Raw genomic sequence first — 25,267 nt, forward strand, 5'->3', positions numbered from 1 at the left:
GCCCGCAAGGCCGTCCCCGGCCGAGCGGCGCGAGCACGGCATCCGGAAGGAGCCATGGCAGGCGCTGTGTCGAGTGCCGCACACCGTTGTACGGACCGTACGAGGGGCCGCGCCCCGGCCACCGACGGCCGGAGGCCGGCGTCCGCAGGGACCCGGCTGGGCTCCGGTTACACCGTCAGCGAGCGGTCCGTCGGCTTGACCGGGTACGGGAGGGTGCTGGCGCCGGTCAGGAAGCGGTCCACGCCGCGGGCGGCCGAGCGGCCTTCCGCGATGGCCCACACGATCAGCGACTGCCCGCGGCCCGCGTCGCCCGCGACGAAGACGCCGTCCACGTTGGTCGCGTACGAGGCGTCCCGGACGATGTTGCCCCGCGCGTCCAGCTCCAGGCCGAACTGGTCCACCAGGCCGTTGGCCTGGTCGGTGCCCGTGAAGCCCATCGCGAGGGTGACCAGCTGCGCCGGGAGGACGCGCTCGGTGCCCTCCTTCTGGACCAGCTTGCCGTCCACGAACTCCACCTCGATCAGGTGCAGCGCCTGGACGTTGCCCTCCTCGTCGCCCTCGAAGTGGGTGGTGGAGACGGAGTAGATCCGCTCGCCGCCCTCCTCGTGCGCAGAGGTGACCTTGTAGAGCATCGGGAACGTCGGCCAGGGCTGCCCGGCGGAGCGGTCCTCGGACGGCTTCGGCATGATCTCCAGCTGGGTGACCGACAGGGCACCCTGGCGGTGGGCGGTGCCCACGCAGTCCGCGCCCGTGTCGCCGCCGCCGATGACCACGACGTGCTTGCCCTCGGCGGTGATGGGGGGCGCCATGAAGTCGCCCTCCTGCACCTTGTTGGCGAGCGGCAGGTACTCCATCGCGAAGTGGATGCCCCCCAGCTCGCGCCCCGGCACCGGCAGGTCGCGGGAGACCGTGGCGCCCGCCGCGATGACGACCGCGTCGTAGCGCTTGCGCAGCTTCGCGGCGTCGATGTCCCGGCCGACCTCCACGCCCGTGCGGAACTTGGTGCCCTCCGCGCGCATCTGCTCGATGCGGCGGTTGATGTGCACCTTCTCCATCTTGAACTCGGGGATGCCGTAGCGCAGCAGGCCGCCGATGCGGTCCGCGCGCTCGTACACCGCCACGGTGTGGCCGGCCCGCGTCAGCTGCTGGGCGGCGGCCAGACCGGCCGGCCCGGAGCCGATGACGGCGACGGTCTTGCCGGAGAGGCGCTCGGGGGCCTGCGGGGTGACGTCGCCGTTGTCCCACGCCTGGTCGATGATCGAGACTTCGACGTTCTTGATGGTGACGGCCGGCTGGTTGATGCCGAGCACGCACGCCGACTCGCAGGGCGCCGGGCACAGCCTGCCCGTGAACTCCGGGAAGTTGTTCGTGGCGTGCAGGCGCTCGGAGGCGGCCGTCCAGTCCTCGCGGTAGGCGAAGTCGTTCCACTCGGGGATCAGGTTCCCGAGCGGGCAGCCGTTGTGGCAGAACGGGATGCCGCAGTCCATGCAGCGGCCGGCCTGCTTGCTGATGATCGGCAGCAGGGAGCCGGGGACGTAGACCTCGTTCCAGTCCTTGACGCGTTCGGCGACGGGACGGGTACAGGCGGTCTCGCGGGGGGTGGTGAGGAAGCCCTTCGGGTCAGCCATTGGTCGCCGCCTCCATCATCTTCTCAGTGGTCTCGGACTCGGAGAGTCCGGCCCGCTCAGCGGCGTCCTTGGCGGCGAGCACTGCCTTGTACGTGGTCGGGATGATCTTGCTGAAACGGTCCGCGTTCACGGACCAGTCGGCCAGGAGCTTCGCGGCCACGGTCGAGCCGGTCTCCTCCTCGTGGCGGCGCACCACATCGTGCAGCCACTGCTTGTCGGCGTCCGACAGGGCCTCGACGGCCTCCGCGTTGCCGGCGTTGACGTTGCGCGGGTCGAGGTCGACGACGTACGCGACGCCGCCCGACATGCCGGCCGCGAAGTTGCGGCCCGTCCCGCCGAGGACGACGGCCGTGCCGCCGGTCATGTACTCGCAGCCGTGGTCGCCCACGCCCTCCGAGACGACCAGGGCGCCGGAGTTGCGGACGCAGAAGCGTTCGCCGGTGCGGCCGCGCAGGAACATCTCGCCGCCGGTGGCTCCGTAGCCGATGGTGTTGCCGGCGATGGTCGAGTACTCGGCGAGGTGGTCGGCGCCGCGGTCGGGGCGGACCACGACCCGGCCGCCCGACAGGCCCTTGCCGACGTAGTCGTTGGCGTCGCCCTCCAGGCGGAGGGTGATGCCCTTGGGCAGGAAGGCGCCGAAGGACTGGCCGGCGCTGCCGGTGAAGGTCAGGTCGATGGTGTCGTCGGGCAGGCCCGCGCCACCGAACTTCTTGGTGACCTCGTGGCCGAGCATGGTGCCGACGGTCCGGTTGATGTTCCGGATGGCCACCTGCGCGCGGACCGGCTGCGCCTCCTCGGCGGTCGGCGCGTTCAGCGCCTCCGCCGCGAGTTCGATCAGCTCGTTGTCGAGGGCCTTCTCCAGCCCGTGGTCCTGTTCGACCACGGCGTGGCGGACCGCGCCCTCGGGCAGCTCGGGCACGTGGAAGAGCGGCTCCAGGTCCAGGCCCTGCGCCTTCCAGTGCGTGACGGCCTTGCTGGTGTCGAGCAGCTCGGCGTGGCCGACGGCCTCCTCGATCGAGCGGAAGCCCAGCTCGGCGAGGAGCTCGCGCACCTCCTCCGCGATGAACTCGAAGAAGTTGACGACGAACTCCGGCTTGCCGGAGAAGCGGTCGCGCAGGACCGGGTTCTGGGTGGCGATGCCGACGGGGCAGGTGTCCAGGTGGCAGACGCGCATCATGACGCAGCCGGAGACGACCAGGGGGGCGGTCGCGAAACCGAACTCCTCGGCGCCGAGCAGCGCGGCGATGATCACGTCGCGGCCGGTCTTGAGCTGGCCGTCCGTCTGGACCACGATGCGGTCGCGCAGCCCGTTGAGCAGCAGGGTCTGCTGGGTCTCGGCGAGGCCGAGCTCCCAGGGGCCGCCCGCGTGCTTGAGCGAGGTGAGCGGGGAGGCGCCCGTACCGCCGTCGTGGCCGGAGATGAGGACGACGTCCGCGTGGGCCTTGGAGACACCGGCGGCGACCGTACCCACGCCGACCTCGGACACCAGCTTCACGTGGATGCGGGCGGCCGGGTTGGCGTTCTTGAGGTCGTGGATCAGCTGGGCCAGGTCCTCGATGGAGTAGATGTCGTGGTGCGGCGGCGGGGAGATCAGGCCGACGCCCGGGGTGGAGTGCCGGGTCTTGGCGACCCACGGGTACACCTTGTGGCCGGGCAGCTGGCCGCCCTCGCCGGGCTTGGCGCCCTGCGCCATCTTGATCTGGATGTCGTCCGCGTTGACGAGGTACTCGCTCGTGACGCCGAAGCGGCCGGAGGCGACCTGCTTGATCGAGGAGCGGCGCGCCGGGTCGTACAGGCGGTCCGGGTCCTCGCCGCCCTCACCGGTGTTGGACTTGGCGCCCAGCTGGTTCATGGCGATGGCGAGGGTCTCGTGCGCCTCCTTGGAGATGGAGCCGTACGACATCGCGCCGGTGGAGAAGCGCTTGACGATGTCGGCGACCGACTCGACCTCCTCGACGGGGATCGACGCCCGGTCGGACTTGAAGCCGAAGAGGCCGCGCAGCGTCATCAGCCGCTCGGACTGCTCGTTCACCCGCTCGGTGTACTGCTTGAAGATGTCGTAGCGGCGGTTGCGGGTGGCGTGCTGGAGGCGGAAGACCGTGTCCGGGTCGAAGAGGTGCGGCTCGCCCTCGCGGCGCCACTGGTACTCGCCGCCGATCTCCAGCGCGCGGTGCGTCGCGGCGATGCCGGTGGCCGGGTACGCCTTGGCGTGGCGCGCGGCCACCTCCTGGGCGATGACGTCGAGGCCGGCGCCGCCGATCTTGGTGGCGGTGCCGTTGAAGTACGTACCGACGAACTCCTCGTTCAGGCCGACGGCCTCGAAGACCTGGGCTCCGCGGTAGGAGGCGACGGTGGAGATGCCCATCTTCGACATGACCTTCAAGACGCCCTTGCCGAGCGCGTAGATCAGGTTCTTGATGGCCTGCTCCGGCTCCAGGCCGGACAGGAAGGTACCGGCGCGCAGCAGGTCCTCGACGGACTCCATGGCGAGGTACGGGTTGACGGCGGCCGCGCCGTAGCCGATCAGGAGCGCGACGTGGTGGACCTCGCGGACGTCGCCGGCCTCGACCAGCAGGCCGACCTGGGTGCGCTGCTTGGTGGCGATGAGGTGGTGGTGCACCGCGGAGGTGAGCAGCAGCGACGGGATCGGCGCGTGCTCGGCGTCGGAGTGGCGGTCGGAGAGGACGATGAGGTGGGCGCCGCCGGCGATGGCGGCGTCGACCTCACCACGGATCTCCTCCAGGCGGGCGGCCAGCGCCTCGCCGCCGCCGGAGACCCGGTAGAGGCCCGAGAGGGTGGCGGCCTTCATGCCCGGCATGTCGCCGTCGGCGTTGACGTGGATGAGCTTGGCCAGCTCGTCGTTGTCGATCACCGGGAACGGCAGGGTCACGCTGCGGCAGGACGCGGCGGTCGGCTCCAGCAGGTTGCCCTGCGGGCCCAGCGAGGACAGCAGCGAGGTGACGAGCTCCTCGCGGATGGCGTCCAGCGGCGGGTTGGTGACCTGCGCGAACAGCTGCGTGAAGTAGTCGAAGAGCAGCCGGGGCCGCTCGGACAGCGCCGCGATCGGGGAGTCCGTGCCCATGGAGCCGAGCGGCTCGCCGCCGGTGCGGGCCATCGGCGCGAGGATGACGCGCAGCTCTTCCTCGGTGTAGCCGAAGGTCTGCTGGCGGCGGGTGACCGAGGCGTGGGTGTGCACGATGTGCTCGCGCTCGGGCAGGTCCGTCAGCTCGATCTCGCCGGCCTCCAGCCACTGCGCGTACGGCGCGGCGGCGGCGAGCCCGGCCTTGATCTCGTCGTCTTCGACGATGCGGTGCTGGGCGGTGTCGACGAGGAACATCTTGCCGGGCTGGAGGCGGCCCTTGCGGACGACCTTCGACGGGTCGATGTCGAGGACGCCGACCTCGGAGGACAGCACGACCAGGCCCTCGTCGGTGACCCAGTAGCGGCCGGGGCGCAGACCGTTGCGGTCGAGGACCGCGCCGACCTGGGTGCCGTCGGTGAAGGTAACGCAGGCCGGGCCGTCCCAGGGCTCCATCATCGTGGAGTGGTACTGGTAGAAGGCGCGCAGGGCCGGGTCCATGGAGGTGTGGTTCTCCCACGCCTCCGGGATCATCATCAGCACGCTGTGCGGCAGGGAGCGGCCGCCGAGGTGGAGCAGCTCCAGGACCTCGTCGAAGGAGGCGGAGTCGGAGGCGTCGGGCGTACAGATCGGGAAGATCCGGTCCAGGGCGCCGTCACCGAAGACGTCGGAGGCGAGCTGGGACTCGCGGGCCTTCATCCAGTTGCGGTTGCCCTTGACCGTGTTGATCTCGCCGTTGTGCGCGACGAAGCGGTACGGGTGGGCGAGCGGCCAGGAAGGGAAGGTGTTCGTCGAGAACCGGGAGTGGACCAGGGCGAGCGCCGACGCGAAGCGGCGGTCGGAGAGGTCCGGGAAGAAGGGCTCCAGCTGGCCGGTGGTCAGCATGCCCTTGTAGACGATGGTGCGGGCGGAGAGCGAGGGGAAGTAGACCCCGGCCTCGCGCTCGGCGCGCTTGCGCAGGACGAAGGCCTTGCGGTCGAGCTCGATGCCGCTCGCCCCTCCCCCGGACTCCGTCCCGGAGGTGCCCCCACTGACGAAGAGCTGGGAGAAGGCCGGCATGGTGGCGCGGGCGCCGTTGCCGAGCAGGTCCGGGGTGACCGGGACCTCGCGCCAGCCCAGGACCGTCAGGTCCTCCTCGGCGGCGATCGCCTCGATCTGCTCCATGGCGACGGCCTGTGCGGAGCCGTCGGCGGGGAGGAAGGCGATGCCGACGGCATAGGCGCCGGGCTCGGGGAGTTCGAAACCGGCCACCTCGCGCAGGAAAGCGTCGGGGACCTGGGAGAGGATTCCGGCGCCGTCGCCCGAGTCCGGCTCGGATCCGGTGGCGCCGCGGTGTTCGAGGTTCCGCAATACGGTCAGCGCCTGCTCGACCAGCGTGTGGCCGGCCTCGCCGCTGAGGTTGGCCACAAAGCCGACGCCGCAGGCGTCGTGCTCGTTGCGCGGGTCGTACATGCCCTGGGGGGCGGGGCGACCGTCCATGGGCGACCAGGCAGTGGTGCTGGGGCCGGTCGCGGAGTGCGTGGATGCGGAACGCATCGGCTCTCCCGTCGTCGTCGTGGCAAAGGTGCGTGCCGAGGGACGACGTTGGCCCTCTGCGAAATTTCGTGCAGGTTACATGATGACCGTGATCCCGCGTTGCGGATATCTCGTTCCAGCATGCGGACACTGCGCGAGGCGTGACGCAGGCAGTAAGGGGTCCCGGAGCCGGGAGGTGTGCGGGGGCTTCATTGCCCTGAAGCTCCCCGCGGCCGCAGCCATGGGGAGCCCTGGTGTGATGCCCTGCGGTGAGGTGCTCGAAACCGCCGGGTAATCATTAATTTATGCGGCGCTCTGCATAGTGTCTCACTCCTGCGCCGGTCAGCCTAGGGCGCCGCCGATCCAGGTGCCCAGGACGTACGTCACACCGGCGGCCGCACCGCCCAGGACCAGCTGGCGCGCACCGCTGTACCACCAGGAGCGCGCGGTGACCCGGGCGACGACCGCCCCGCAGGCGAAGAGACCCACCAGGGCGAGCAGCACCGCCGGCCACAGGGCGGTCGCGCCGAGCAGGTAGGGCAGTACGGGCAGCAGCGCGCCCAGCGCGAACGAGCCGAAGGACGAGACGGCGGCGACCAGGGGCGACGGCAGGTCGTCGGGGTCGATGCCCAATTCCTCGCGGGCGTGTATCTCCAGCGCCTGCTCCGGGTCGCGGGAGAGCTGCATCGCGACCTCGCGGGCGAGGGCGGGCTCGACGCCACGCGATACGTACAGCTCGGCCAGCTCCTCCATCTCGTCGACCGGATGCTTGCGCAACTGCTGGCGCTCGACGTCGAGTTCGGCGAGGACCAGCTCGCGCTGCGAGGCGACCGAGGTGTACTCGCCGGCGGCCATCGAGAAGGCGCCGGCGGCCAGTCCGGCCAGGCCGGTGATGACGATGGTCTGCGGGGCGACCGCACCGCCGGCGACGCCGGTCATGAGGGCGAGGTTGGAGACGAGCCCGTCCATGGCACCGAAAACGGCCGGTCGCAGCCATCCGCCGTTGACGTCACGGTGGGTGTGGTTGTCGCGGTGGGCGGTGTGCAGTGGTGCTTCGGTGTCAATGATGGACATGCGCCGGATCTCCCCTTTTCGAGCCTTGCCGAGCTGTTTTCCGAGCCTTTTCCGAGCCCCTTTCGGGCCTCTTCCCTGGAGCGGGTACGCGAAGGCGACGCGCAGGTCGCCACTCCCCCTGAACACCTCGAAACTACGCACGATTTCCTTCGTCCGCCAGCAAGGAAGGCCGTACTTACCTGGGGTTTCGGGGGTCGGCGACCGGGTGACGGCGGCCTTCGGGGGGTGTTTCGCGGCTCGCGACAAACGTCATCCCATGGCACAAATCCCCCAAGGGCTCATGATGAGTCCCATCAAGTGGAGAGGCGCGCGATGGAGCTGATTGCATGCGATCCGCAGATCCTCCTCGAACGGGCCAGGGGCGCGCTTCTGGGGCTGGCGGTGGGTGACGCGCTGGGCGCCCCCGCGGAGAACATGAAGCCGTCGCAGATCCGTGCGAAGTGGGGCCGGATCGAAGGCTTCGTCTCCGACGATCCGGCGGGCACCGACGACACGGAGTACGCGATCTTCTCCGGGCTGCTGCTGGCCCGCCACGGGTCGGCGCTCGCGGTCACCCACGTGGAACGGGCCTGGCACCACTGGATCGCCGACCTGGACGTCGGGCCGTTCCGCGGCGCGGGCTTCTCGGAACGCGGCACCCTGGAGAACCTCCGCCGGGGCCTGGCGGCGCCCATCTCCGCGCAGCACCGGCACGCATGGTCGGACGGGCTGGCCATGCGGGCCGCGCCGTTCGGGGTCTTCGCGGCGGGGCGGCCGGCGGAGGCGGCCCGACTGGTGGCGATCGACGGCTCGGTCAGCCACGACGGGGAGGGCATCTACGGCGGCCAGGCGGTGGCGGCGGGCGTCGCGGCGGCGATGGCGGGCGGCTCCCCGGCGTCGGTGATCTCGGCGGCGCTGTCGGTGATCCCCTCGGACTCCTGGACGGCGCGCTCGCTGCGCAGGGCGGTGACGGCGGCGCCCCGCGGGGAGCGGGCGGTGCGCTCGGCGGTGGTGATCGGCGGCTACCCGTGGACGGACCTGGCCCCGGAGGCGGTGGGCCTGGCCTTCGGGGCGTTCGCGGCGGCGCGGGGCGACTTCGCCGGGTCCGTCCTCACGGCGGTGAACATGGGGCGGGACGCGGACACCACCGCGGCGGTGGCGGGGGCGCTGGCCGGTGCGCTGTCGGGGGCCGCGGCGATCCCGGCCGCCTGGTCCTCGGTGATCGGCCCGGTCCGGGGCAGCTGCCTCCCCTCGATGCGCGGCTACCACGTCCTGGACATCGCGGACCTCCTCACCCCCGAATCCGAGCCGCCCCGATGACCCCGCCCCCTTACGACCCCGCCCCGGGCCCGGCCGCCACACCGGAGACGCACGCGGACCAGCGGGACTCCCCCGAACCCCTGACGGACGACCGACGCGAGACGGCCGCCCCGCCCCTGACGGCCGACCGGCCGCCCGGCAACGACCCGCCACCGGCCGACGAGCGGCACACCACACCGGGGCCGACCGGAGGCCAGCCGGATTCCGCCCGCACCCAGACGGACGAGCGGCCAAAGACGCCGACCCAGCAACCGGCGGACGCGCGCCACACCACGCCGGCCGCAGCCGGGCACCAGCCCGGCCCCGCCCACGCCCCCACCGGCGACCGGCCGGGAGGCCGCGACGCGGAGCACGCGAAGGAGCGGCGCGACGAGGCGGCGCAGGGGCTGTCCGGCGGGGGGTGGGTGCGCCAGAGCGGGCCGGCTTTCGGGCGGGGGGCCGGCCCGCAGCCCGCAGGGGCGGGCGCGGGCGGGGAAGGCCCCGCCGACCCCGCGCACGCGGAGGCCCCCCGTCCCGCGACCGGTACCGCCACCGCTCCGCCCGCCTCCCCGACCGCCCCCGCCGCGGTATCCCACATCGGCCGCGCGCAGGCGCGTACCGGCGCCGTGCAGGGGGGTGACGCCTCGACCGGCGGGCTCCGGCGGATCGAGGGGCTGTTGCTCGGGCTCGCGGCAGGCGATGCGGCCGGCTGGCCCGCCGCTCGACACCGGGCCAGCCGGATGCCCGAGTGGACCCGCCGCCTCACCCGCGAGCTCGACACCTTCGCCGAGCAGAACGCCACCACGACCCTCCCCGTCCCCATCGCCCTCAACCAGCCCCCCGAGCCCCTGCGCCTGGGCCCTTCCGACGACGCCGAGTGGGCCGCCTTCGCCGCCGAGTCGGTGCTCACCGCCGCCGGGGTCCTGCTCAGCGACCTCTCCCGCTCCCGCAGGATGCGTGCCGCCATCGACCTGGCCTGGAACGCCCTGGCCAGCGAGGTGGCGGCCGCCGCCGAACGGGCCCCGGAAGTCGAGTCGGCCGTCTTGCCCCTGCGCGCCCGCATCTCCGTCCGCGCCGGCCTCGGCAACCTCGCCGCCGGCCTGCGCCCGCCCGCCACCGGCCACGACAACCCCCACTACTTCGACGACGCCGCCTGCGTCCGCGCCTGCGTCCTGGCCGTCGTCCACCCCGGGGACCCCCGCGCCGCGGCGGACCTCGCCGAGTTCGACGCCCGCTACACCCAGGACGGCGACGGCGTCCACGGCGCCCGCGCCATGGCCGCCGCCATCGCCACCGCCCTCGCCGGCGCGGACACCGACGCCGCCGTCGACGCCGCCCTGGAGCAGCTCCCCGAAGCCACCGAGATCGGCCGCAACGCACGCCACGCCGTCAAGCTCGCCCGCACCGACGACGGCGGCGGCGCCTTCGCCCTCGTCCCGCTCCTGGAGCACCAGATCGTCGACCACGTCTACAGCTACGGGATCGCCGCCGCCGAAACCGTCCCCGTCGCGCTCGCCCTGGTCACGGCCGCCCGTGGGGACGTCGCCCGGGCCGTCCCCGCCGCCGCCTGCCTCTCGCGCGTCGCGGACTCCGCCCCCGCCCTCGCCGGGGCCCTGACCGGCGCGCTCGGCGGCGGCGACTGCCTGCCCGCCGCCTGGCGCGAGGCCTGCCGCACCCTCTCCGGCTGCGCCCTCCCCCGCCTCGCCGGCACCGACCTGGTCGAACTCGCCGCGCTGCTCGCCCGTACGGAACTCACCTCACCCAAAGCCCGCGCAACGCCCGCACCCCAAGGGATGATTCGGACATGACCCTCACCCCCCTCACCCTCGACGACCGGGCGGCCGGCTGTCTGGTCGGCGCGGCCGTCGGCGACGCCCTCGGCGGCCCGGTGGAGGGCTGGTCCCCGGACCGGATCGTCGAGCGGCACGGCGGCCGCGTGCACGGCATCGTCGGCCCCTGGTACGAGGACTGGCGCACCGCCCGCCCGCTCGCGCCGTACCACAAGGGCGACGGCCACGTCACCGACGACACCCTGATGACCCACGCCCTGGTACGGGTCTACGAGGCCGTACGCGACCACCTCGACGCCTACGCGATCGCCGAGCACCTGGTCCCCGACCTGATGACGAACCCCCGCTGGATCCCGGAACTCGAAGCCGAGGCCCTGCCCCTCCAGCGGATCTTCCTCGCGGAGAAGTGGATCGTGGCCCGGCTGCACTACGCGCACGCCGATCCGCGCGAGGCGGGCAACGGCAACATCGTCAACTGCGGGGCGGCGATGTACATGGCGCCGGTCGGGCTCGTCAACGCCGGCAACCCGGCGGGCGCGTACGCGGAGGCGCTGGACGTGGCCGGGGCCCACCAGTCCTCGTACGGGCGGGAAGCGGCGGGCGTGTTCGCGGCGGCGGTGGCCGCGGCGTGCGTGCCGGGGGCGACGGCGGGCTCGGTGGTGGAGACGGCCGTGTCCCTGGCGAAGGACGGCACCCGGGCGGCCATCGAAGCGGTCCGGGACGTCGCGCGCGGCTGCCGGGACTTCGAGTCGGCGCTGGTTCCGCTACGGGAGGCGGTCGCCCCGTACGACTCGGTCGGACCGGATTACCGCGAGCCGTCGCTGGGGGCCCGGCGTCCGTCGCGGCTGCACTCGATCGAGGAGCTGCCGATCGCCCTCGGCATGCTGCTGATCGCGGACGGGGCGTACGAGGGCTCGGTGCTCGGAGCGGTGAACTACGGGCGGGACTGTGATTCGACGGCCACGATGGCGGGGGCGCTGTCGGGGGCCCTGAACGGGCTCTCGGCCGTACCCGAGGCGTGGGCGAAGCAGGTCGCGGAGGCGAGCCGGCTCGACCTGCACGCCCCGGCGGCGGCGCTGACGGCGGTGGCCCGCGAGGTCTTCACCCGGGACAGGGACCGCCGCCGCGCCCACGAATCGGCGTTCACCACGATCGCGGCCCTCCAATGACGTCCCCCACCCCCGGCGGCCCCGCCCCGGCGGCACCTGCCCGAGACGGCGGGCAGGGGCCCGCCGCGGCGGGGGCCGTACGGCTGACCTGGGTCCAGCCCGAGGACCTGGTCGGTCACGAGCTGCGGCAGGCGGCGCAGGACGGGCGGGACGCGGAGCCGCTGCTGCGGGCCTGGCTCGCGGCGGGCGGGCACCCGGCCCCGGAGCGGGCCGGCGCCTCCTCGGCCCCCGCCGGCCCCGGGCTGCGCGCCCTGGCGGCCCGTCTCCTGACCGAACTCGCGGCGCTCCCCCGCCCCTCGGCCGCCGACGAACCCGAGTCCTGGCAGGCCATCACCGCCACGTGGCCCCGCGCCGCCGCCCCTGGCCCCGCTCCCCGGTCGGCGCCGCCCCCGCGCCCCCAGCCGGAACGGCCCCAGGGGCGACCCGGGCCCCGCCCCGGACCGCAGCTGCCCGGGAACCCCCCGGCCGCACGTCCCGAGCCGTATCCCGGACCCCGCCCGGCCCCGCAGGCCCACCCGGACCCGCACCCCCACCCGGACCCGCAGACCCACGCCGCGCGCGAGCCCGAGCCGCGCCCCGTCCCGCAACCCCACCCCGGCCCGCAGCCGCGCCCCCGCCCCGCCGCCGCCGGCGCCCCGCGCGGCAGCCTGGCCGCAGGGCCGGGGGACGGCCGCGCCGAGGCCGGCCTCGTCCGGCGGCTGGAGGCCGCGTGGGTGGGGCGGGCCGTCGGATGCGTGCTCGGCAAGCCCGTCGAGAAGCTCCCGCTGGACGGCATCCGCCGCCTCGCCCGCGCCGCGGGCAACTGGCCCCTGGACGACTGGTTCACCGCCCGCGGCGTCCCCGCCGCGCTGCTGGCCGCGTACCCCTGGAACCGCCGCTCCGCCCCCACCTCCCTCGCCGAGAACATCGACGGCGCCCCCGAGGACGACGACCTGAACTACCCCCTCCTCGGCCTGCTCCTCCTCCAGCGCCACGGCAAGGGCTTCACCACCGCCGACGTCGGCCGCCTCTGGCTCGACGAACTCCCGGCCGGCCGCACCTTCACCGCCGAGCGCATCGCCTACCGCAACCTCCTCCAGGGTCTGGAACCCCCCGCCACCGCCACCCACCACAACCCCTTCCGCGAATGGATCGGCGCCCTCATCCGTGCCGACGTCCACGGCTGGACCAACCCGGGCGACCCGGCCGCCGCGGCGGCCCAGGCCTACCGTGACGCCGTCCTCACCCACACCGCCAACGGCGTCTACGCGGCCCTGTTCGTCGCCGCCGCCCTCGCCGAGGCCGCCACCGGCCGGGCCGACATCCACACCGCGCTCCGCGCCGGACTGGCCGTCGTACCCCCTCGCTCACGGCTCGCCCGCGCCGTCCGCCACGCCATCGACACAGCGGCCGGGCACACCGACTTCGACCGCGTCGTGGACGTGCTGCACGCCCGCCACGGCCATTGCCACTGGGTCCACGCCGTCCCCAACACCGCTCTGATCGCCGCCGCCCTCACCCACGCCGACGGCGACTTCACCCACTCCGTCTGCCGCGCCGTCTCCGGCGGCTGGGACACCGACTCCAACGGTGCCACCGCCGGCTCCCTCGCCGCCCTCGTCGCGGGCGAGGTCCCGCACCGCTGGGCCGCGCCCCTCAAGAACCGCCTCGCCACCACCGTCGCCGGTTTCGACGGCATCGGTTTCGACACCCTCGCCCACCTCACCGCACAGGAGGCAGCCCGCTCATGACGGCCATCGCCGTGCTCGGCAGTACGAACATGGACCTCGTCGCCTACGTCCCCAAGGCTCCCCGGCTCGGCGAGACCGTCACCGGCACCGCCTTCCGTACGGTTCCGGGCGGCAAGGGGGCCAACCAGGCGGTGGCAGCGGCCCGCTGCGGCGGCGAGGTGGTGATGATCGGGGCGGTGGGGGCCGACGGGTTCGGCGTACGGCTGCGGTCCGCGCTCGCGGAGGCCGGGGTCGAGACGGCCGCCCTGCGCACCGTCGAGGGCGCCAGCGGCACCGCCCACATCACCGTCGACGGGGAGGGCGCGAACAGCATCATCGTCATCCCGGGGGCCAACGGCCTGGTCACCGGCCTCGAGGCGGGCGACGACTCACGGATCGGCGCCGCCGACTGCCTGCTCCTCCAGCTCGAACTGCCCCTGGAGGCCGTGCTCGCGGGGGCCCGCGCCGCCCGGGCCCACGGCGTACGGACCGTCCTCACCCCGGCCCCGGTCCAGCCGCTGCCGTCGGAACTGCTCGGCCTGATCGACCTGTTGGTGCCGAACGAGCACGAGGCCGCCGCCCTCACCGGGCTCACCGACCCGCACGCGGCGGTCCGGGTCCTGCTCCAGGACGTACCCGAGGTGGTGGTCACCCTCGGGGCGGCCGGAGTCCTGTACTCGGCCCGCGACCGCGAGCCGCTGACGGTGCCCGCGCCCCGCGTCCGGGCGGTGGACACCACCGCCGCCGGGGACACCTTCGTCGGCGCCCTCGCGGTGGCCCTCGGCGAGGGCCGTCCGGTGCCCGAGGCCCTGCACTGGGCGTCCGCGGCCGCCGCGCTGTCCGTACAACGGTCCGGCGCCCAGGACTCGATGCCGACCCGCGCCGAGACGGAGGCCTTCGCCCTGGCGGAACGGCGTGCGGCGACCGGGCAGACCCCCGCGCCCGGGGCCGGGGCCACCCCCGGAGCACGGGCGTGAACCCCGACGCAACCGGTCCCGACGCAACCGGTCCCGAGACGACGGACCCCGGGACGGCGGGCCGCCATATGACGGGCCCCGGCCTGCCGGGCCCCACCGCAACCGGCCCCGACCCCGCCGGTCCCCACACCGGCCCCCTCGCCGGCCTGCGCGTCCTCGACCTGGCCACCCTCTTCGCCGGGCCCCTCGCCGCCACCCTGCTCGGCGACTTCGGCGCCGAGGTCGTCAAGGTCGAGCATCCGGTGCGCCCCGACCCCTCCCGCGGCCACGGCCCCGCCAAGGACGGCGTCGGGCTCTGGTGGAAGCTGCTGGGGCGGAACAAGCGGACGATGACCCTCGACCTTTCCACCCCGGGCGGCCGGGACACCCTGCTGCGGCTGGCCGCCACCGCCGACGTGGTCATCGAGAACTTCCGCCCGGGCACCCTGGAGAGGTGGGGCCTGGGCTGGCCGGAGCTGTCCGCCGCCAACCCGCGCCTGGTCCTGGCCCGCGTGACGGCGTTCGGCCAGCACGGGCCGTACGCCCGCCGCCCCGGCTTCGGCACCCTCGCGGAGGCCATGAGCGGCTTCGCCGCGATCACCGGTGAGCCGGAGGGGCCGCCGGCCCTGCCGCCGTTCGGGCTCGCGGATTCGATCGCCGCGCTGACCACCGCGTACGCCGTGACGGCGGCTCTCGCGGACCGCGACCGGACCGGGCAGGGGCAGGTGGTGGACCTGGCCATCATCGAGCCGATCCTCACCGTGCTCGGCCCGCACCCGCTCTGGTACGACCAGCTCGGCTACGTCCAGCCCCGCACCGGCAACCGCTCCGCCAACAACGCCCCCCGCAACACCTACCGCAGCGCGGACGGCCGCTGGCTGGCGGTGTCCACCTCGGCGCAGTCCGTCGCGGAACGCGTCCTGCGCCTGGTCGACCGGCCCGAGCTGATCACCGAGCCGTGGTTCTCGACCGCCGCCGGCCGGGCCGCGCACGCGCCGCTGCTCGACGAGGCGGTCGGCGGCTGGATCGCCCGGCGCAAGGCCGACGAGGTGGTCGCCGCCTTCGAGGAGGCGGAGGCTGCGGTCGCCCCGGTCTACGACGTACGGGACGTGATGGCCGACCCGCAGTACGCGGCGCTCGGCACCATCGCCGAGGTCGACGACCCGGAGCTGGGACCCCTGCGTATGCAGAACGTCCTCTTCCGGCTTTCCCGCACGCCCGGCGCGATCCGCTGGGCGGGCCGTCCGCACGGCGCCGACACCGACGCCGTCCTCACCGAACTCGGCCTGACCGGGGCCGAGATCACCGCTCTCCGCAAGGAAGGGGCCCTATGATCCTTAGCTGGCTGTACGCACCCGGTGACCGGCCCGAAGTGGTCTGGAAGGCCCTGCACTCGGGGGCCGACGCCGTCATCGTGGACCTGGAGGACGCGGTTTCGCTCTCCCGCAAGGAGTACGCCCGCGCCGCGACCGCCGAACTGCTCACCGAGCGGCCGCCGGTACCCGTGCACGTCCGGGTCAACGCCCTGGACTCCCCCTGGGCGGGCGCCGACCTCACCGCGCTGACCGGGCTGCCCGGCCTGGCCGGCCTGCGCCTGCCCAAGGTCTGCGCCCCCGAGCAGGTCGTGGGGGTCGCCGCCCGCACCGGCGGGGTGGCCCTCTACGCCCTGCTGGAGTCCGCGCTGGGCGTGGAGCGGGCCTACGAGATCGCGCGCGCCCACCCCGCCCTGCGCGGGCTGGCCCTGGGCGAGGCGGACCTGCGGGCCGACCTGGGGATCAGCTCCGAGGCGGGGCTGGACTGGCCGCGCTCACGGGTGGTGGTCGCGGCCCGGGCCGCCGGACTGGCCCCGCCCGCGCAGTCGGTGTTCCCCGACATCCGGGACCTGGAGGCGCTGGCCGTCTCCTGCGCACGGGGCCGTTCGCTGGGTTTCCTGGGCAGGGCGGCGATCCACCCCCGCCAGCTCCCCGTGATCGAGCGGGCCTACCTCCCCGGTCCGGAAGAGGTCGCCGCCGCCGAGCAGGTCATGGCCGCGGCCCGGCTCACCCCCGGCGCGGTGGCGCTCCCCGACGGCCGTTTCGTCGACCCGGCGGTACTGGCCGGCGCGGAACGCGTGGTCGCCCTCGCCCGCCGCGACTCCCCGGTCCCCTCCTGATCCCGCCTCCGCGGGCCCCCGCCCGACACCCGGAACGGAAGGGGGCGCCGCGCGATCGCGCGGCGCCCCCTTGCCTTCCGGCAGGCCCGGATCAGAGCTTCTTGGCCCCGGGAGCGGTCCCGGGGGCCGGATCGGGAGCGCTCTTCGCCGTCGCCCCGGCGTCCTGCGACTCCTGCGGCGCCTGCGCCTTCTCCCCGGCGGAGGCGGCCGGTGCCCCGGCGCCGTCGTCCCCGGCCTCGTCCCCCGTCGCCTCGGCGCCGGGCTCCTTGGGCCCGGCGTCCCCGGCGTCGGCCACGACGTCCTCGGCACCGGCCGCGGCGTCCCCGCCCGCCGCCGGACCGCGGTCCGGCTCGACGACCTCTTCGCGACCCGGCCGCAGCTTCTGCGACAGGACCAGGTAGACCACCGCGAGCACGAAGACGATCACGGCCGTCCAGACGTTCAGCCGCACGCCCAGGATGTGGTGCGCCTCGTCGACCCGCATGTACTCGATCCAGCCGCGCCCGAGACAGTACGCGGCCACGTACAGCGCGAACGCCCGTCCGTGTCCGAGCTTGAAGCGGCGGTCGGCCCAGATCACCAGCAGGGCGACGCCGATGCACCACAGGGACTCGTAGAGGAACGTGGGGTGGTAGGTCCCCGCGACCCGGTTCGGGCCCTCGCTGATCTTGAGGGCCCAGGGCAGGTCGGTGGAGCGCCCGTACAGCTCCTGGTTGAACCAGTTGCCCCAGCGGCCGCACGCCTGCGCCAGCGCGATGCCGGGGGCCAGGGCGTCGGCCCAGGCCGGCAGCGGGATCCCGCGCAGCCTGCAGCCGATCCAGGCGCCCACCGCGCCCACCGCGATCGCACCCCAGATGCCGAGGCCGCCCTCCCAGATCTTGAAGGCGTCGACCCAGTCGCGGCCCTCGCCGAAGTAGAGCTGGTAGTCGGTGATCACGTGGTAGAGGCGGCCGCCGATCAGGCCGAACGGCACCGCCCACACGGCGATGTCCGCGACCGTACCCGGCTTACCGCCGCGTGCGATCCAGCGCTTGTTGCCGAGCCAGACGGCGACGAAGACGCCGATGATGATGCAGAACGCGTAGCCGCGAAGCGGGATCGGTCCGAGATGGATCACGCCGGTCGACGGGCTGGGGATATAGGCAAGTGTCATGGCAGGACCGACGCTACCCTGCCGGGCGGTACCCACCGCAACCCGCCCGGCAACCTGCGGTGAAATCGATACGGTCGCTCAGTCCGCCGTGGCTCCCGCCTTGGCCGGGCTCCCGCCGCCGGCCCTGCCGCCGGAAACCGAGGACGACGACGAGGACGACGACGACAGGGACGACGACGAGGAGGACGAGGAGGACGAGGACTTCCCCGAGGGTGAAGCCGACGGTGACGGCGGGGCCGACGGTGCTCCCGACCCCTTCGGGTTCGCCGCGGCGCCCCCGTTGCCCTTGGCGGCGGTCTCCACCGCCTCCTTGAGCTTCTGCGGGGTCAGCGGGTTGGCCTGGTCGGCGAAGATGTCCTTGCCGTTCAGCAGCACGCTCGGCGTCCCGCGGAACTTCCCGGCGCGGAACGCCTCGTGCGACTTCGCGACCCAGCTGTTGTGCGTACCGCTCTCCACGCAGGAGCGGAACGCGGGGGTGTCCAGCCCCTGCACCTTGCCCGCCAGCTCCAGCAGCCTGGGGTTCTTGCCGTAGGCGTCGTCGGCTTCCTGCGGCTGGTTCTGGAAGAGCACGTCGTGGTAGGCGGGGAACTTGCCGGCGTCCTGCGCGCAGGCGGCGGCGTTCGCCGCCTTGAGGGAGCCGGTGCCGCTCATGTTGCCGTCGATCAGGGTGACCAGGTGGTAGTCGACCTTGAGCAGTCCCCTGGCCTCCAGGTCGTGGACCGTGGTCCGGTAGTTGTCCTCGAACGCCTTGCAGGCCGGGCAGCGGAAGTCCTCCCACACGGTGAGGGTCGACTTGGCCTCGGGCTTGCCCGTCTGGATGGCGAGCGCGTCCTTGCCGGTGGCCCCGGAGGGGGCGGCCACCGGGCCCGCCTTGGCGGACTTGTCGCCCTTGCCGGTGTTCGCCGCGATCAGGCCGACGACCGCGGCCAGGCCGAGTACGCCGACCACCGCCGCGGACACGATGAGGGTCCGGCGGCGCTTGTCCTTCTTCTTCTGCCGCTCGCGCTCCGCGAGGAGTCGCTCTCGGGCAGATCGTTTCGTCGCATCGCGGTTCGCACCGTCGTTCTTCTCGCTCACGTGCGGCCAAACGAAGCGGGGAGGCACTCGCGTGCCTCCCCGCTCCCACTTCCACTCGATCGGGCTACAGAACCCCGGTCCCGGCCCGTCCGGCGTCAGGACCTGCGTACGCCTTCCGCAAGCTCGCCCGCCAGCGCCCGCACGCCCTCGAGCCCGGTTTCCAGGTCCGGGGCGTCCAGCAGCAGCTTCACGAAGGCGGAGCCGACGATCACACCGTCCGCGAAGCCGGCCACCTGCTCGGCCTGGGCGGCGTTGGAGACGCCGAGGCCCACGCAGACGGGCAGGTCGGTGGTGGCGCGGGTGCGTCGCACCAGGTCCTGGGCCTGGTCGCCGACCGACTCCCGGGTGCCGGTGACGCCCATCAGGGACGCGGCGTAGACGAAGCCCGAGCCGGCCGCGGTGATCGTGGCCAGGCGCGCGTCCCGGCTGCTCGGCGCGACGACGAAGACGGTGGCGAGCCCGTGCTTCGCCGCGTGTTCGCGCCACAGCGCCGACTCCTGGACCGGCAGGTCGGGCAGGATGCAGCCCGCGCCGCCCGCCGCCGCGAGTTCGGCCGTGAACCGCTCGACGCCGTAGCGGTCGATGGGGTTCCAGTAGGTCATCACCAGGATCGGGACCCCGGTGGCCTCGTACGCCTCGCGCACGGTGCGCATGACGTCGGCGATCTTCACGCCGCCGCGCAGGGCGATGTCGTCGGCGGTCTGGATGACGGGGCCGTCCAGGACCGGGTCGCTGTGCGGCAGGCCGATCTCGACCACGTCGGCGCCGCCGGCGACGACGGCCTTGACCGCCTCGATGCCGCCGTCGACGGTCGGGAAGCCGGCCGGGAGGTAGGCGACGAGGGCGGCCCGGTCCTCCGACTTCGCCTTGGCGAGGGTCGCGGACAGCAGCTCGATGTTTCCGTTGGCGCTCACTTGTCGTCCCCCTCGGCGAACTCGTTCTCGGCGACTTCCCCGTCGGTGTCGTACAGCCCGAAGTAGCGGGCGGCCGTGTCCATGTCCTTGTCGCCGCGACCGGACAGGTTGACCACGATCAGCCCGTCCGGGCCGAGTTCCCGGCCGAGGTCCAGCGCGCCCGCGAGGGCGTGCGCGGACTCGATCGCCGGGATGATGCCCTCCGTGCGGGACAGCAGGCGCAGGGCCTGCATCGCGGCGTCGTCGGTGACCGCGCGGTACTCGCCGCGGCCGGTGTCCTTGAGGTAGGAGTGCTCGGGACCGATGCCCGGGTAGTCCAGACCGGCGGAGATGGAGTAGGGCTCGGTGATCTGGCCCTCCTCGTCCTGGAGGACGTAGGAGCGCGAGCCGTGCAGGATGCCGGGCTCGCCGGCGGTCAGGGTCGCCGCGTGCTCGCCGCTCTCCACCCCGTGCCCGGCGGGCTCGAAGCCGACGAGTCGGACGTCCGCGTCGGGGATGAAGGCGTGGAAGAGGCCGATGGCGTTGGAGCCGCCGCCGACGCAGGCCGCGACGGCGTCGGGCAGGCGGCCGGCGCGCTCCAGGATCTGGCGGCGGGCTTCGACGCCGATGACGCGGTGGAAGTCGCGGACCATGGCCGGGAAGGGGTGGGGGCCGGCGACGGTGCCGAAGAGGTAGTGGGTCTGGTCCACGTTGGCGACCCAGTCGCGGAACGCCTCGTTGATGGCGTCCTTGAGGGTCCGGGAGCCGGACTTCACGGCGATGACCTCGGCGCCCAGCATGCGCATGCGGGCCACGTTCAGGGCCTGGCGCTGCGTGTCGATCTCGCCCATGTAGATGGTGCAGTCGAGGCCGAAGAGGGCGCACGCGGTGGCGGTCGCCACGCCGTGCTGTCCGGCGCCGGTCTCGGCGATGACGCGGGTCTTGCCCATGCGCTTGGTGAGCAGCGCCTGGCCCAGCACGTTGTTGATCTTGTGCGAGCCGGTGTGGTTGAGGTCCTCGCGCTTGAGGAAGATCCGTGCGCCGCCCGCGTGCTCGGCGAAGCGGGGCACCTCGGTGAGGGCGCTGGGGCGGCCCGTGTAGTTGACCATGAGCTCGTTGAGCTCGGCGGCGAAGGACGGGTCGCTCTTGGCCTTGTCGTATTCGACGGCGACCTCGTCCACGGCGGCGACGAGCGCCTCCGGGATGAACTTGCCGCCGAAGTCGCCGAAGTAGCCCTCGGCGTTGGGGACCAGACCCTGCGGGTCCGGGATGAAGAACGAGTGGGTGGACATGTCCACTACTCCTACGGGGTGCGACGGGATGGCTTCACCGTATTGCGCCGCCGGTCCGTGGCCCGCGCACCCCGCTGGGAGGGGTGGTGGGCAAACGGACGGAGCGGCCCGCGTCCGGAGCCGGCGGCTCGGGACGGCGGGCCGTACGAGGGTGCCCGGCCGGTACGTCAGGGGTACCGGGGCGGGGCAGCCGTCGTCACGGCGCGGGCGAGGGGCGCCATCGCATGCCGTTGACCTGCCCGGGCTCGGAGCCGATCACGTACCGCACCCGTCGGCCGTGCACGCGCCGGGCGGGGGCGCGGCAGCCGCGGGGGCGGCAGCCGCGCGCCAGCGGCGCGTGCGCCGTCGGCACACCGGCCGGGCCGTGGCCCGGGCGGGTGCGGACGCAGGAGCGGGAGACGGGCACGGGTGGGTCAGCTCCGCCCGTGCCGCAGGGCGGGGTGGGCGCCGGCGGCCACCAGGTCGGCCACGGCCGCCTTGGGGTCGCGTCCGGTGACCAGGGACTCCCCGACGAGGACGGCGTCGGCGCCCTCGTTGGCGTACGCGATCAGGTCGTGCGGTCCGCGGATGCCGGACTCGGCGACCTTGACGATGTGGTCGGGGATGGCCTCGACGACGCGCTCGAAGGTGGAGCGGTCGACCTTGAGGTCCTTGAGGTTGCGCGCGTTGACACCGATGATCTTGGCGCCGGCGGCGACGGCGCGCTCGACCTCGTCCTCGTCGTGGACCTCGACCAGCGGGGTCAGCCCGATGGACTGGGCCCGCTCGATGAGGGAGACGAGGGCTTCCTGCTCCAGGGCCGCGACGATCAGCAGGGCCAGGTCGGCGCCGTAGGCGCGGGCCTCCCACAGCTGGTACGCGGTGACGATGAAGTCCTTGCGCAGGATCGGGATGTCCACGCGGGCGCGGACGGCCTCCAGGTCGGCCAGCGAGCCGCCGAAACGACGCTGCTCGGTGAGGACGGAGATGACCGCCGCACCGCCCGCCTCGTAGTCGGCGGCGAGCCCGGCCGGATCGGCGATCGCGGCGAGCGCGCCCTTGGAGGGGCTGGAGCGCTTCACCTCGCAGATCACCTTGACGCTGTCGCCACGCAGGGCGGCGACACCGTCCTTGGCCTGGGGCGCCTTGGCGGCACGCTCCTTGAGCTCGTCGAGGCTCACGCGGGCCTGCCGTTCGGCAAGGTCTTCGCGGACCCCTTCGATGATCTCGTCGAGCACACTCACGCGAGCGGCCCCCTTCCGGGTCGATGACGGTCGGCCGCCTTGCAGACACGTTCCCCTGCAAGGTCAGCACTCAAATGGTATCCGCAGGTCGCCACGGCCTCCGCACGGAGCGTACGGGTGTCCCATGGACTGGACAGTCGGAATATGCGCTTCCTGCGGAATACCGGCTTCCCCCCGCGCCCCACCCGTCTCAGGGGGCCAGGGACGAGCCGAAGGGCAGGTTGCGGACGACGGCGAAGGCCAGCACGACCGCTCCCACGCCCCACCAGTACGCCGGCTTGAGGGCGATCCTCGGCGGCGGCCCGCCGCGCGCGGCCCGGACGAGCCACAGGCCCAGGAACGCGGCGAAGAGGAAGTAGCCGAGGACGGCGACGGCGTTGTCGCCGAGCGCGGTCACCAGATCGCCGTGGGCGAAGGCGTGCGCGCTGCGCAGCCCGCCGCAGCCCGGGCACAGGATCCCGGTCAGCCGCAGCAGCGGGCAGACGGGGTAGTGGCCCGGCTGGTTCGGGTCGACGGCGCCCACGTACGTGAACGCGGCGACCGTCCCGGCCAGCGTGAGCACGGGAGCGGCGAGCCTGCGGGCCCGGGAGACCGGGGGCGGCGCGCTGGGCCGTACGTGCGCGGGACCGGGGGTGTGAAAGGCGTCCACGCGGTGATTGTCTCCGCTCATGACGAAAAGGCGCAGCCCGACGGGGCCGCGCCTTTCGGAGCCGCGCCGCTCGGCCGTGCCGGACGGACCGATGGCGCGACGGCCGGCTCAGACCTTCGCGGCCAGCTTGTTGGCGGCGATGACCTGTGCGAGGTCCTCGTGCGCGGGCTTCGGGGCGCCCATGCCCGCGGCCTTCATCGCCATGCCGACGACACCGCCGAGCGCGACGACGACCAGGCCGGCCCAGAAGCCGAGCGGGTTGGCCAGCACCATGAAGGCGCCGGAGATGCAGAAACCGATGAAGGCGATGATGACACCGGTCCAGGCGGCCGGGGTGTGTCCGTGATGCGTGCCCGCCATGAGTTGCTCCTCGTTGCTCTGTCGCGCAGTGCTGTACCGAACGCGGTCTGTGTCGAACGCTCGATGACCATTGTCCCGCACCGGGCGCCGCGTGCTGTCAGTGGGTCGGGTCCTCGCCCCGGTCCAGAGCCTTCCACAGATCCTCGGGCCGCTCCGGGTCCACCACCGCGGCCTTGCGCGGCCGGGGGCTGCCGTCGCGTTCGTAGCGTCCGCCCATCGCGGGCCAGGTCCTGCCGAAGCGCAGGGCCAGCAGTCCGGCCAGCAGGATGAGGACCGCTCCGCCGGCGGTGACGTAGGGCCAGGGGGTGTGGGAGAGCTCCGCCACCCGCGCGGCGGTGTCCGCGGTCGTGGTGGCGGCCTTCTCGTCCAGCGCCCGGCGGTCGTCGGCGGCGGTGACCGCGGCCAGCGCCGCGCCCAGACCGCTCAGCGCCAGCAGCGCGGACACCAGCAGCCGGCTCTTGCCGCGTACGGCGAACACCGCGACCAGGGCGGCGAGCGCGACGATGGCCAGCGCGGCCGGCAGCCCGGTGACGGCCTGCCCGTCCGCGCTCAGCGGGAGGGAACCCCCCGCGACGACGGCGCTGCCCCGGGCCCAGACCCGGCCGGAGGCGAGCAGGACGACGGTGGCGCCGAGCGCGCCGAGCAGCAGGGCGACGGCCACGCTGCGGCGGGCGCCGCGGCTGTCGGGAGCCTCGGGCTCGGACACGGGCGCGGCATCGGATCGGGGCGGGGGTACGGCACTCACGTACCCCACTATCCCCTACCGGCTCAAGAGCCGTGGAGGCGGTTGGCCGCTCCCACCGCGCGGAGCACCGCGGCGGCCTTGTTGCGGCACTCGTTGTCCTCCAGCTCGGGCACCGAATCCGCGACGACGCCCGCGCCGGCCTGCACGTACGCGGTGCCGTCGCGCAGCAGCGCGGTACGGATGGCGATGGCCGTGTCGGAGTCCCCGGCGAAGTCGAGGTAGCCGACGCACCCGCCGTACAGGCCCCGGCGGGAGGGCTCCAGCTCCTCGATGATCTGCATGGCGCGGGGCTTGGGCGCGCCGGAGAGGGTGCCGGCCGGGAAGCAGGCGGTGAGCACGTCGAAGGCGGTCTTGCCCTCGGAGACGCGGCCGGTGACGGTCGAGACGATGTGCATGACGTGCGAGTAGCGCTCGATGCTCATGAAGTCGACGACCTCGACGGAGCCCGGCTCGCACACCCGGCCCAGGTCGTTGCGGCCGAGGTCGACGAGCATCAGGTGCTCGGCGCGCTCCTTCGGGTCGGCCAGCAGCTCGTCGGCGAGCTCGTTGTCCTCCTGCGGGGTGGCGCCGCGGTGCCGGGTACCGGCGATCGGGTGCACCATGGCCCGGCCGTCCTCGACCTTGACCAGCGCCTCGGGGCTGGACCCGACGATGTCGAAGCCGTTCTCGAAGCGGAAGAGGTACATGTACGGGGACGGGTTGGTGGCCCGCAGGACCCGGTAGACGTCCAGCGCGGACGCCTTGCACGGGGTCTCGAACCGCTGCGACGGCACGACCTGGAAGGCCTCCCCGGCCCGGATCCGCTCCTTCACGTCCTCGACGGCGGCCTGGTACTTCTCGCCGCCCCACAGGGCGGAGAACTCGGGCAGCTCGGAGGCGGGCAGCGGGGTCGGCACGTAGGGGGCGGGCCGCGCGAGGTCGGCCTCCATCGCGTCGAGCCGGGCGACGGCGTCCGCGTACGCCTCGTCCACGCCGGTGTCGAGGTCGTTGTGGTTGATGGCGTTGGCGATGAGCTGGACCGTGCCGTCCCAGTGGTCCATGACCGCCAGGTCGGAGGTGAGCAGCATGGTCAGTTCGGGCAGCCGCAGGTCGTCCGAGGCGTGTTCGCCGATGCGCTCCAGGCGGCGCACGATGTCGTAGCCGAGGTAGCCGACCATGCCCCCGGTGAAGGGGGGCGTCCCCGGTGCGTTGTCCCGGGGGGTGTGGAGGGCCTCGACGGTGGCGCGCAGCGCGTCGAGGGGGTCCCCGGTGGTGGGGACGCCGACGGGGGCGGCGCCGATCCAGTGCGCCTGGCCTTCGCGGACGGTCAAGGTGGCGTCGGAGCGCACGCCGATGAAGGAGTACCGGGACCAGGACCGGCCGTTCTCCGCCGACTCCAGCAGGAAGGTGCCGGGGCGTTCGGCGGCGAGCTTGCGGTAGAGGCCGACCGGGGTGTCCCCGTCGGCGAGCAGCTTGCGGCTGACGGGGATCACGCGGCGGTCGGCCGCGAGCTTGCGGAACGTCTCAAGATCCATGGCGTGGGACC

The 25,267-nt window shown here is 73.6% G+C and carries 20 protein-coding genes; 7 read left to right on the plus strand and 13 right to left on the minus strand.

Annotated elements, in window-relative coordinates; all coding sequences use genetic code 11:
• Positions 1 to 167 precede the first annotated feature (167 nt).
• From OHA81_RS09085 to OHA81_RS09095, 3 genes are all read right to left on the minus strand, one after another.
• Positions 168 to 1,628: a glutamate synthase subunit beta gene (locus OHA81_RS09085; protein WP_329194450.1), complete on the minus strand. Its 1,461-nt coding sequence runs from the start codon at positions 1,626 to 1,628 to the stop codon at positions 168 to 170.
• On the minus strand, positions 1,621 to 6,186 hold the full coding sequence (gene gltB, locus OHA81_RS09090) for a glutamate synthase large subunit (protein WP_329202113.1): 4,566 nt from the start codon (positions 6,184 to 6,186) through the stop codon (positions 1,621 to 1,623). Before gltB ends, OHA81_RS09085 begins: the two co-directional genes overlap by 8 nt.
• Positions 6,187 to 6,564: 378 nt before the next feature.
• The gene (locus OHA81_RS09095; protein ID WP_329194452.1) at positions 6,565 to 7,296 is read right to left on the minus strand and encodes a VIT1/CCC1 transporter family protein; all 732 of its coding nucleotides are present in this window, start codon (positions 7,294 to 7,296) and stop codon (positions 6,565 to 6,567) included.
• A 312-nt stretch (positions 7,297 to 7,608) separates the two neighbouring features.
• Here OHA81_RS09095 and OHA81_RS09100 point away from each other — a divergent pair, with 312 nt between their 5' ends.
• The 7 genes from OHA81_RS09100 (at position 7,609) to OHA81_RS09130 (ending at position 16,350) form a co-directional block, all read left to right on the plus strand.
• Positions 7,609 to 8,595: an ADP-ribosylglycohydrolase family protein gene (locus OHA81_RS09100; protein WP_329194453.1), complete on the plus strand. Its 987-nt coding sequence runs from the start codon at positions 7,609 to 7,611 to the stop codon at positions 8,593 to 8,595.
• A 605-nt stretch (positions 8,596 to 9,200) separates the two neighbouring features.
• Positions 9,201 to 10,382 carry an ADP-ribosylglycohydrolase family protein gene (locus tag OHA81_RS09105; RefSeq protein WP_329202115.1) on the plus strand — a complete coding sequence of 394 codons (1,182 nt, stop codon included), beginning with the start codon at positions 9,201 to 9,203 and terminating at the stop codon, positions 10,380 to 10,382.
• A complete protein-coding gene (locus OHA81_RS09110) occupies positions 10,379 to 11,533 on the plus strand; it encodes an ADP-ribosylglycohydrolase family protein (RefSeq protein ID WP_329194455.1) in 1,155 nt (384 codons plus the stop codon). Before OHA81_RS09105 ends, OHA81_RS09110 begins: the two co-directional genes overlap by 4 nt.
• Positions 11,530 to 13,263, plus strand: a complete 1,734-nt coding sequence (locus tag OHA81_RS09115; RefSeq protein WP_329194457.1) for an ADP-ribosylglycohydrolase family protein — start codon at positions 11,530 to 11,532, stop codon at positions 13,261 to 13,263. Before OHA81_RS09110 ends, OHA81_RS09115 begins: the two co-directional genes overlap by 4 nt.
• Complete coding sequence (rbsK, locus tag OHA81_RS09120; RefSeq protein ID WP_329194458.1) at positions 13,260 to 14,219, plus strand: ribokinase; 960 nt, start codon at positions 13,260 to 13,262, stop codon at positions 14,217 to 14,219. The genes OHA81_RS09115 and rbsK overlap by 4 nt, the downstream gene beginning before the upstream one ends.
• A gap of 68 nt (positions 14,220 to 14,287) precedes the next feature.
• Positions 14,288 to 15,532, plus strand: coding sequence for a CaiB/BaiF CoA transferase family protein (locus tag OHA81_RS09125; protein WP_443056754.1), 1,245 nt, complete (start codon positions 14,288 to 14,290; stop codon positions 15,530 to 15,532).
• Entirely contained in the window at positions 15,529 to 16,350 is an 822-nt protein-coding gene (locus tag OHA81_RS09130) for an HpcH/HpaI aldolase/citrate lyase family protein (RefSeq protein ID WP_329194462.1), read from the plus strand. Before OHA81_RS09125 ends, OHA81_RS09130 begins: the two co-directional genes overlap by 4 nt.
• A 91-nt stretch (positions 16,351 to 16,441) precedes the next feature.
• Here the strand turns inward: OHA81_RS09130 and lgt are convergent, their stop codons facing one another.
• From lgt to OHA81_RS09180, 10 genes are all read right to left on the minus strand, one after another.
• On the minus strand, positions 16,442 to 17,503 hold the full coding sequence (lgt, locus tag OHA81_RS09135; protein WP_329194464.1) for a prolipoprotein diacylglyceryl transferase: 1,062 nt from the start codon (positions 17,501 to 17,503) through the stop codon (positions 16,442 to 16,444).
• 78 nt (positions 17,504 to 17,581) lie between these two features.
• Positions 17,582 to 18,580, minus strand: coding sequence for a DsbA family protein (locus OHA81_RS09140; protein ID WP_329194467.1), 999 nt, complete (start codon positions 18,578 to 18,580; stop codon positions 17,582 to 17,584).
• A gap of 95 nt (positions 18,581 to 18,675) precedes the next feature.
• Positions 18,676 to 19,494 (minus strand): tryptophan synthase subunit alpha, encoded by an 819-nt coding sequence (gene trpA, locus OHA81_RS09145; RefSeq protein ID WP_329194469.1) that lies wholly within the window; start codon positions 19,492 to 19,494, stop codon positions 18,676 to 18,678.
• The gene (gene trpB, locus OHA81_RS09150; protein ID WP_329194471.1) at positions 19,491 to 20,765 is read right to left on the minus strand and encodes a tryptophan synthase subunit beta; all 1,275 of its coding nucleotides are present in this window, start codon (positions 20,763 to 20,765) and stop codon (positions 19,491 to 19,493) included. Before trpB ends, trpA begins: the two co-directional genes overlap by 4 nt.
• A gap of 196 nt (positions 20,766 to 20,961) precedes the next feature.
• The gene (gene trpM, locus OHA81_RS09155) at positions 20,962 to 21,171 is read right to left on the minus strand and encodes a tryptophan biosynthesis modulator TrpM (protein ID WP_329202657.1); all 210 of its coding nucleotides are present in this window, start codon (positions 21,169 to 21,171) and stop codon (positions 20,962 to 20,964) included.
• Positions 21,172 to 21,178: 7 nt separating this feature from the next.
• Positions 21,179 to 21,988: an indole-3-glycerol phosphate synthase TrpC gene (gene trpC, locus OHA81_RS09160; RefSeq protein WP_190182089.1), complete on the minus strand. Its 810-nt coding sequence runs from the start codon at positions 21,986 to 21,988 to the stop codon at positions 21,179 to 21,181.
• 190 nt (positions 21,989 to 22,178) lie between these two features.
• On the minus strand, positions 22,179 to 22,658 hold the full coding sequence (locus tag OHA81_RS09165) for a DUF2752 domain-containing protein (RefSeq protein ID WP_443056483.1): 480 nt from the start codon (positions 22,656 to 22,658) through the stop codon (positions 22,179 to 22,181).
• A gap of 87 nt (positions 22,659 to 22,745) precedes the next feature.
• A complete protein-coding gene (locus OHA81_RS09170) occupies positions 22,746 to 22,997 on the minus strand; it encodes an HGxxPAAW family protein (protein ID WP_329194476.1) in 252 nt (83 codons plus the stop codon).
• Positions 22,998 to 23,094: 97 nt separating this feature from the next.
• Entirely contained in the window at positions 23,095 to 23,751 is a 657-nt protein-coding gene (locus OHA81_RS09175) for a TIGR02234 family membrane protein (protein ID WP_329194478.1), read from the minus strand.
• Positions 23,752 to 23,765: 14 nt separating this feature from the next.
• Positions 23,766 to 25,256 (minus strand): anthranilate synthase component I, encoded by a 1,491-nt coding sequence (locus OHA81_RS09180; protein WP_329194480.1) that lies wholly within the window; start codon positions 25,254 to 25,256, stop codon positions 23,766 to 23,768.
• Positions 25,257 to 25,267: the final 11 nt, after the last annotated feature.

Source organism: Streptomyces sp. NBC_00667 (genome assembly GCF_036226825.1).
Lineage (GTDB): Bacteria > Actinomycetota > Actinomycetes > Streptomycetales > Streptomycetaceae > Streptomyces.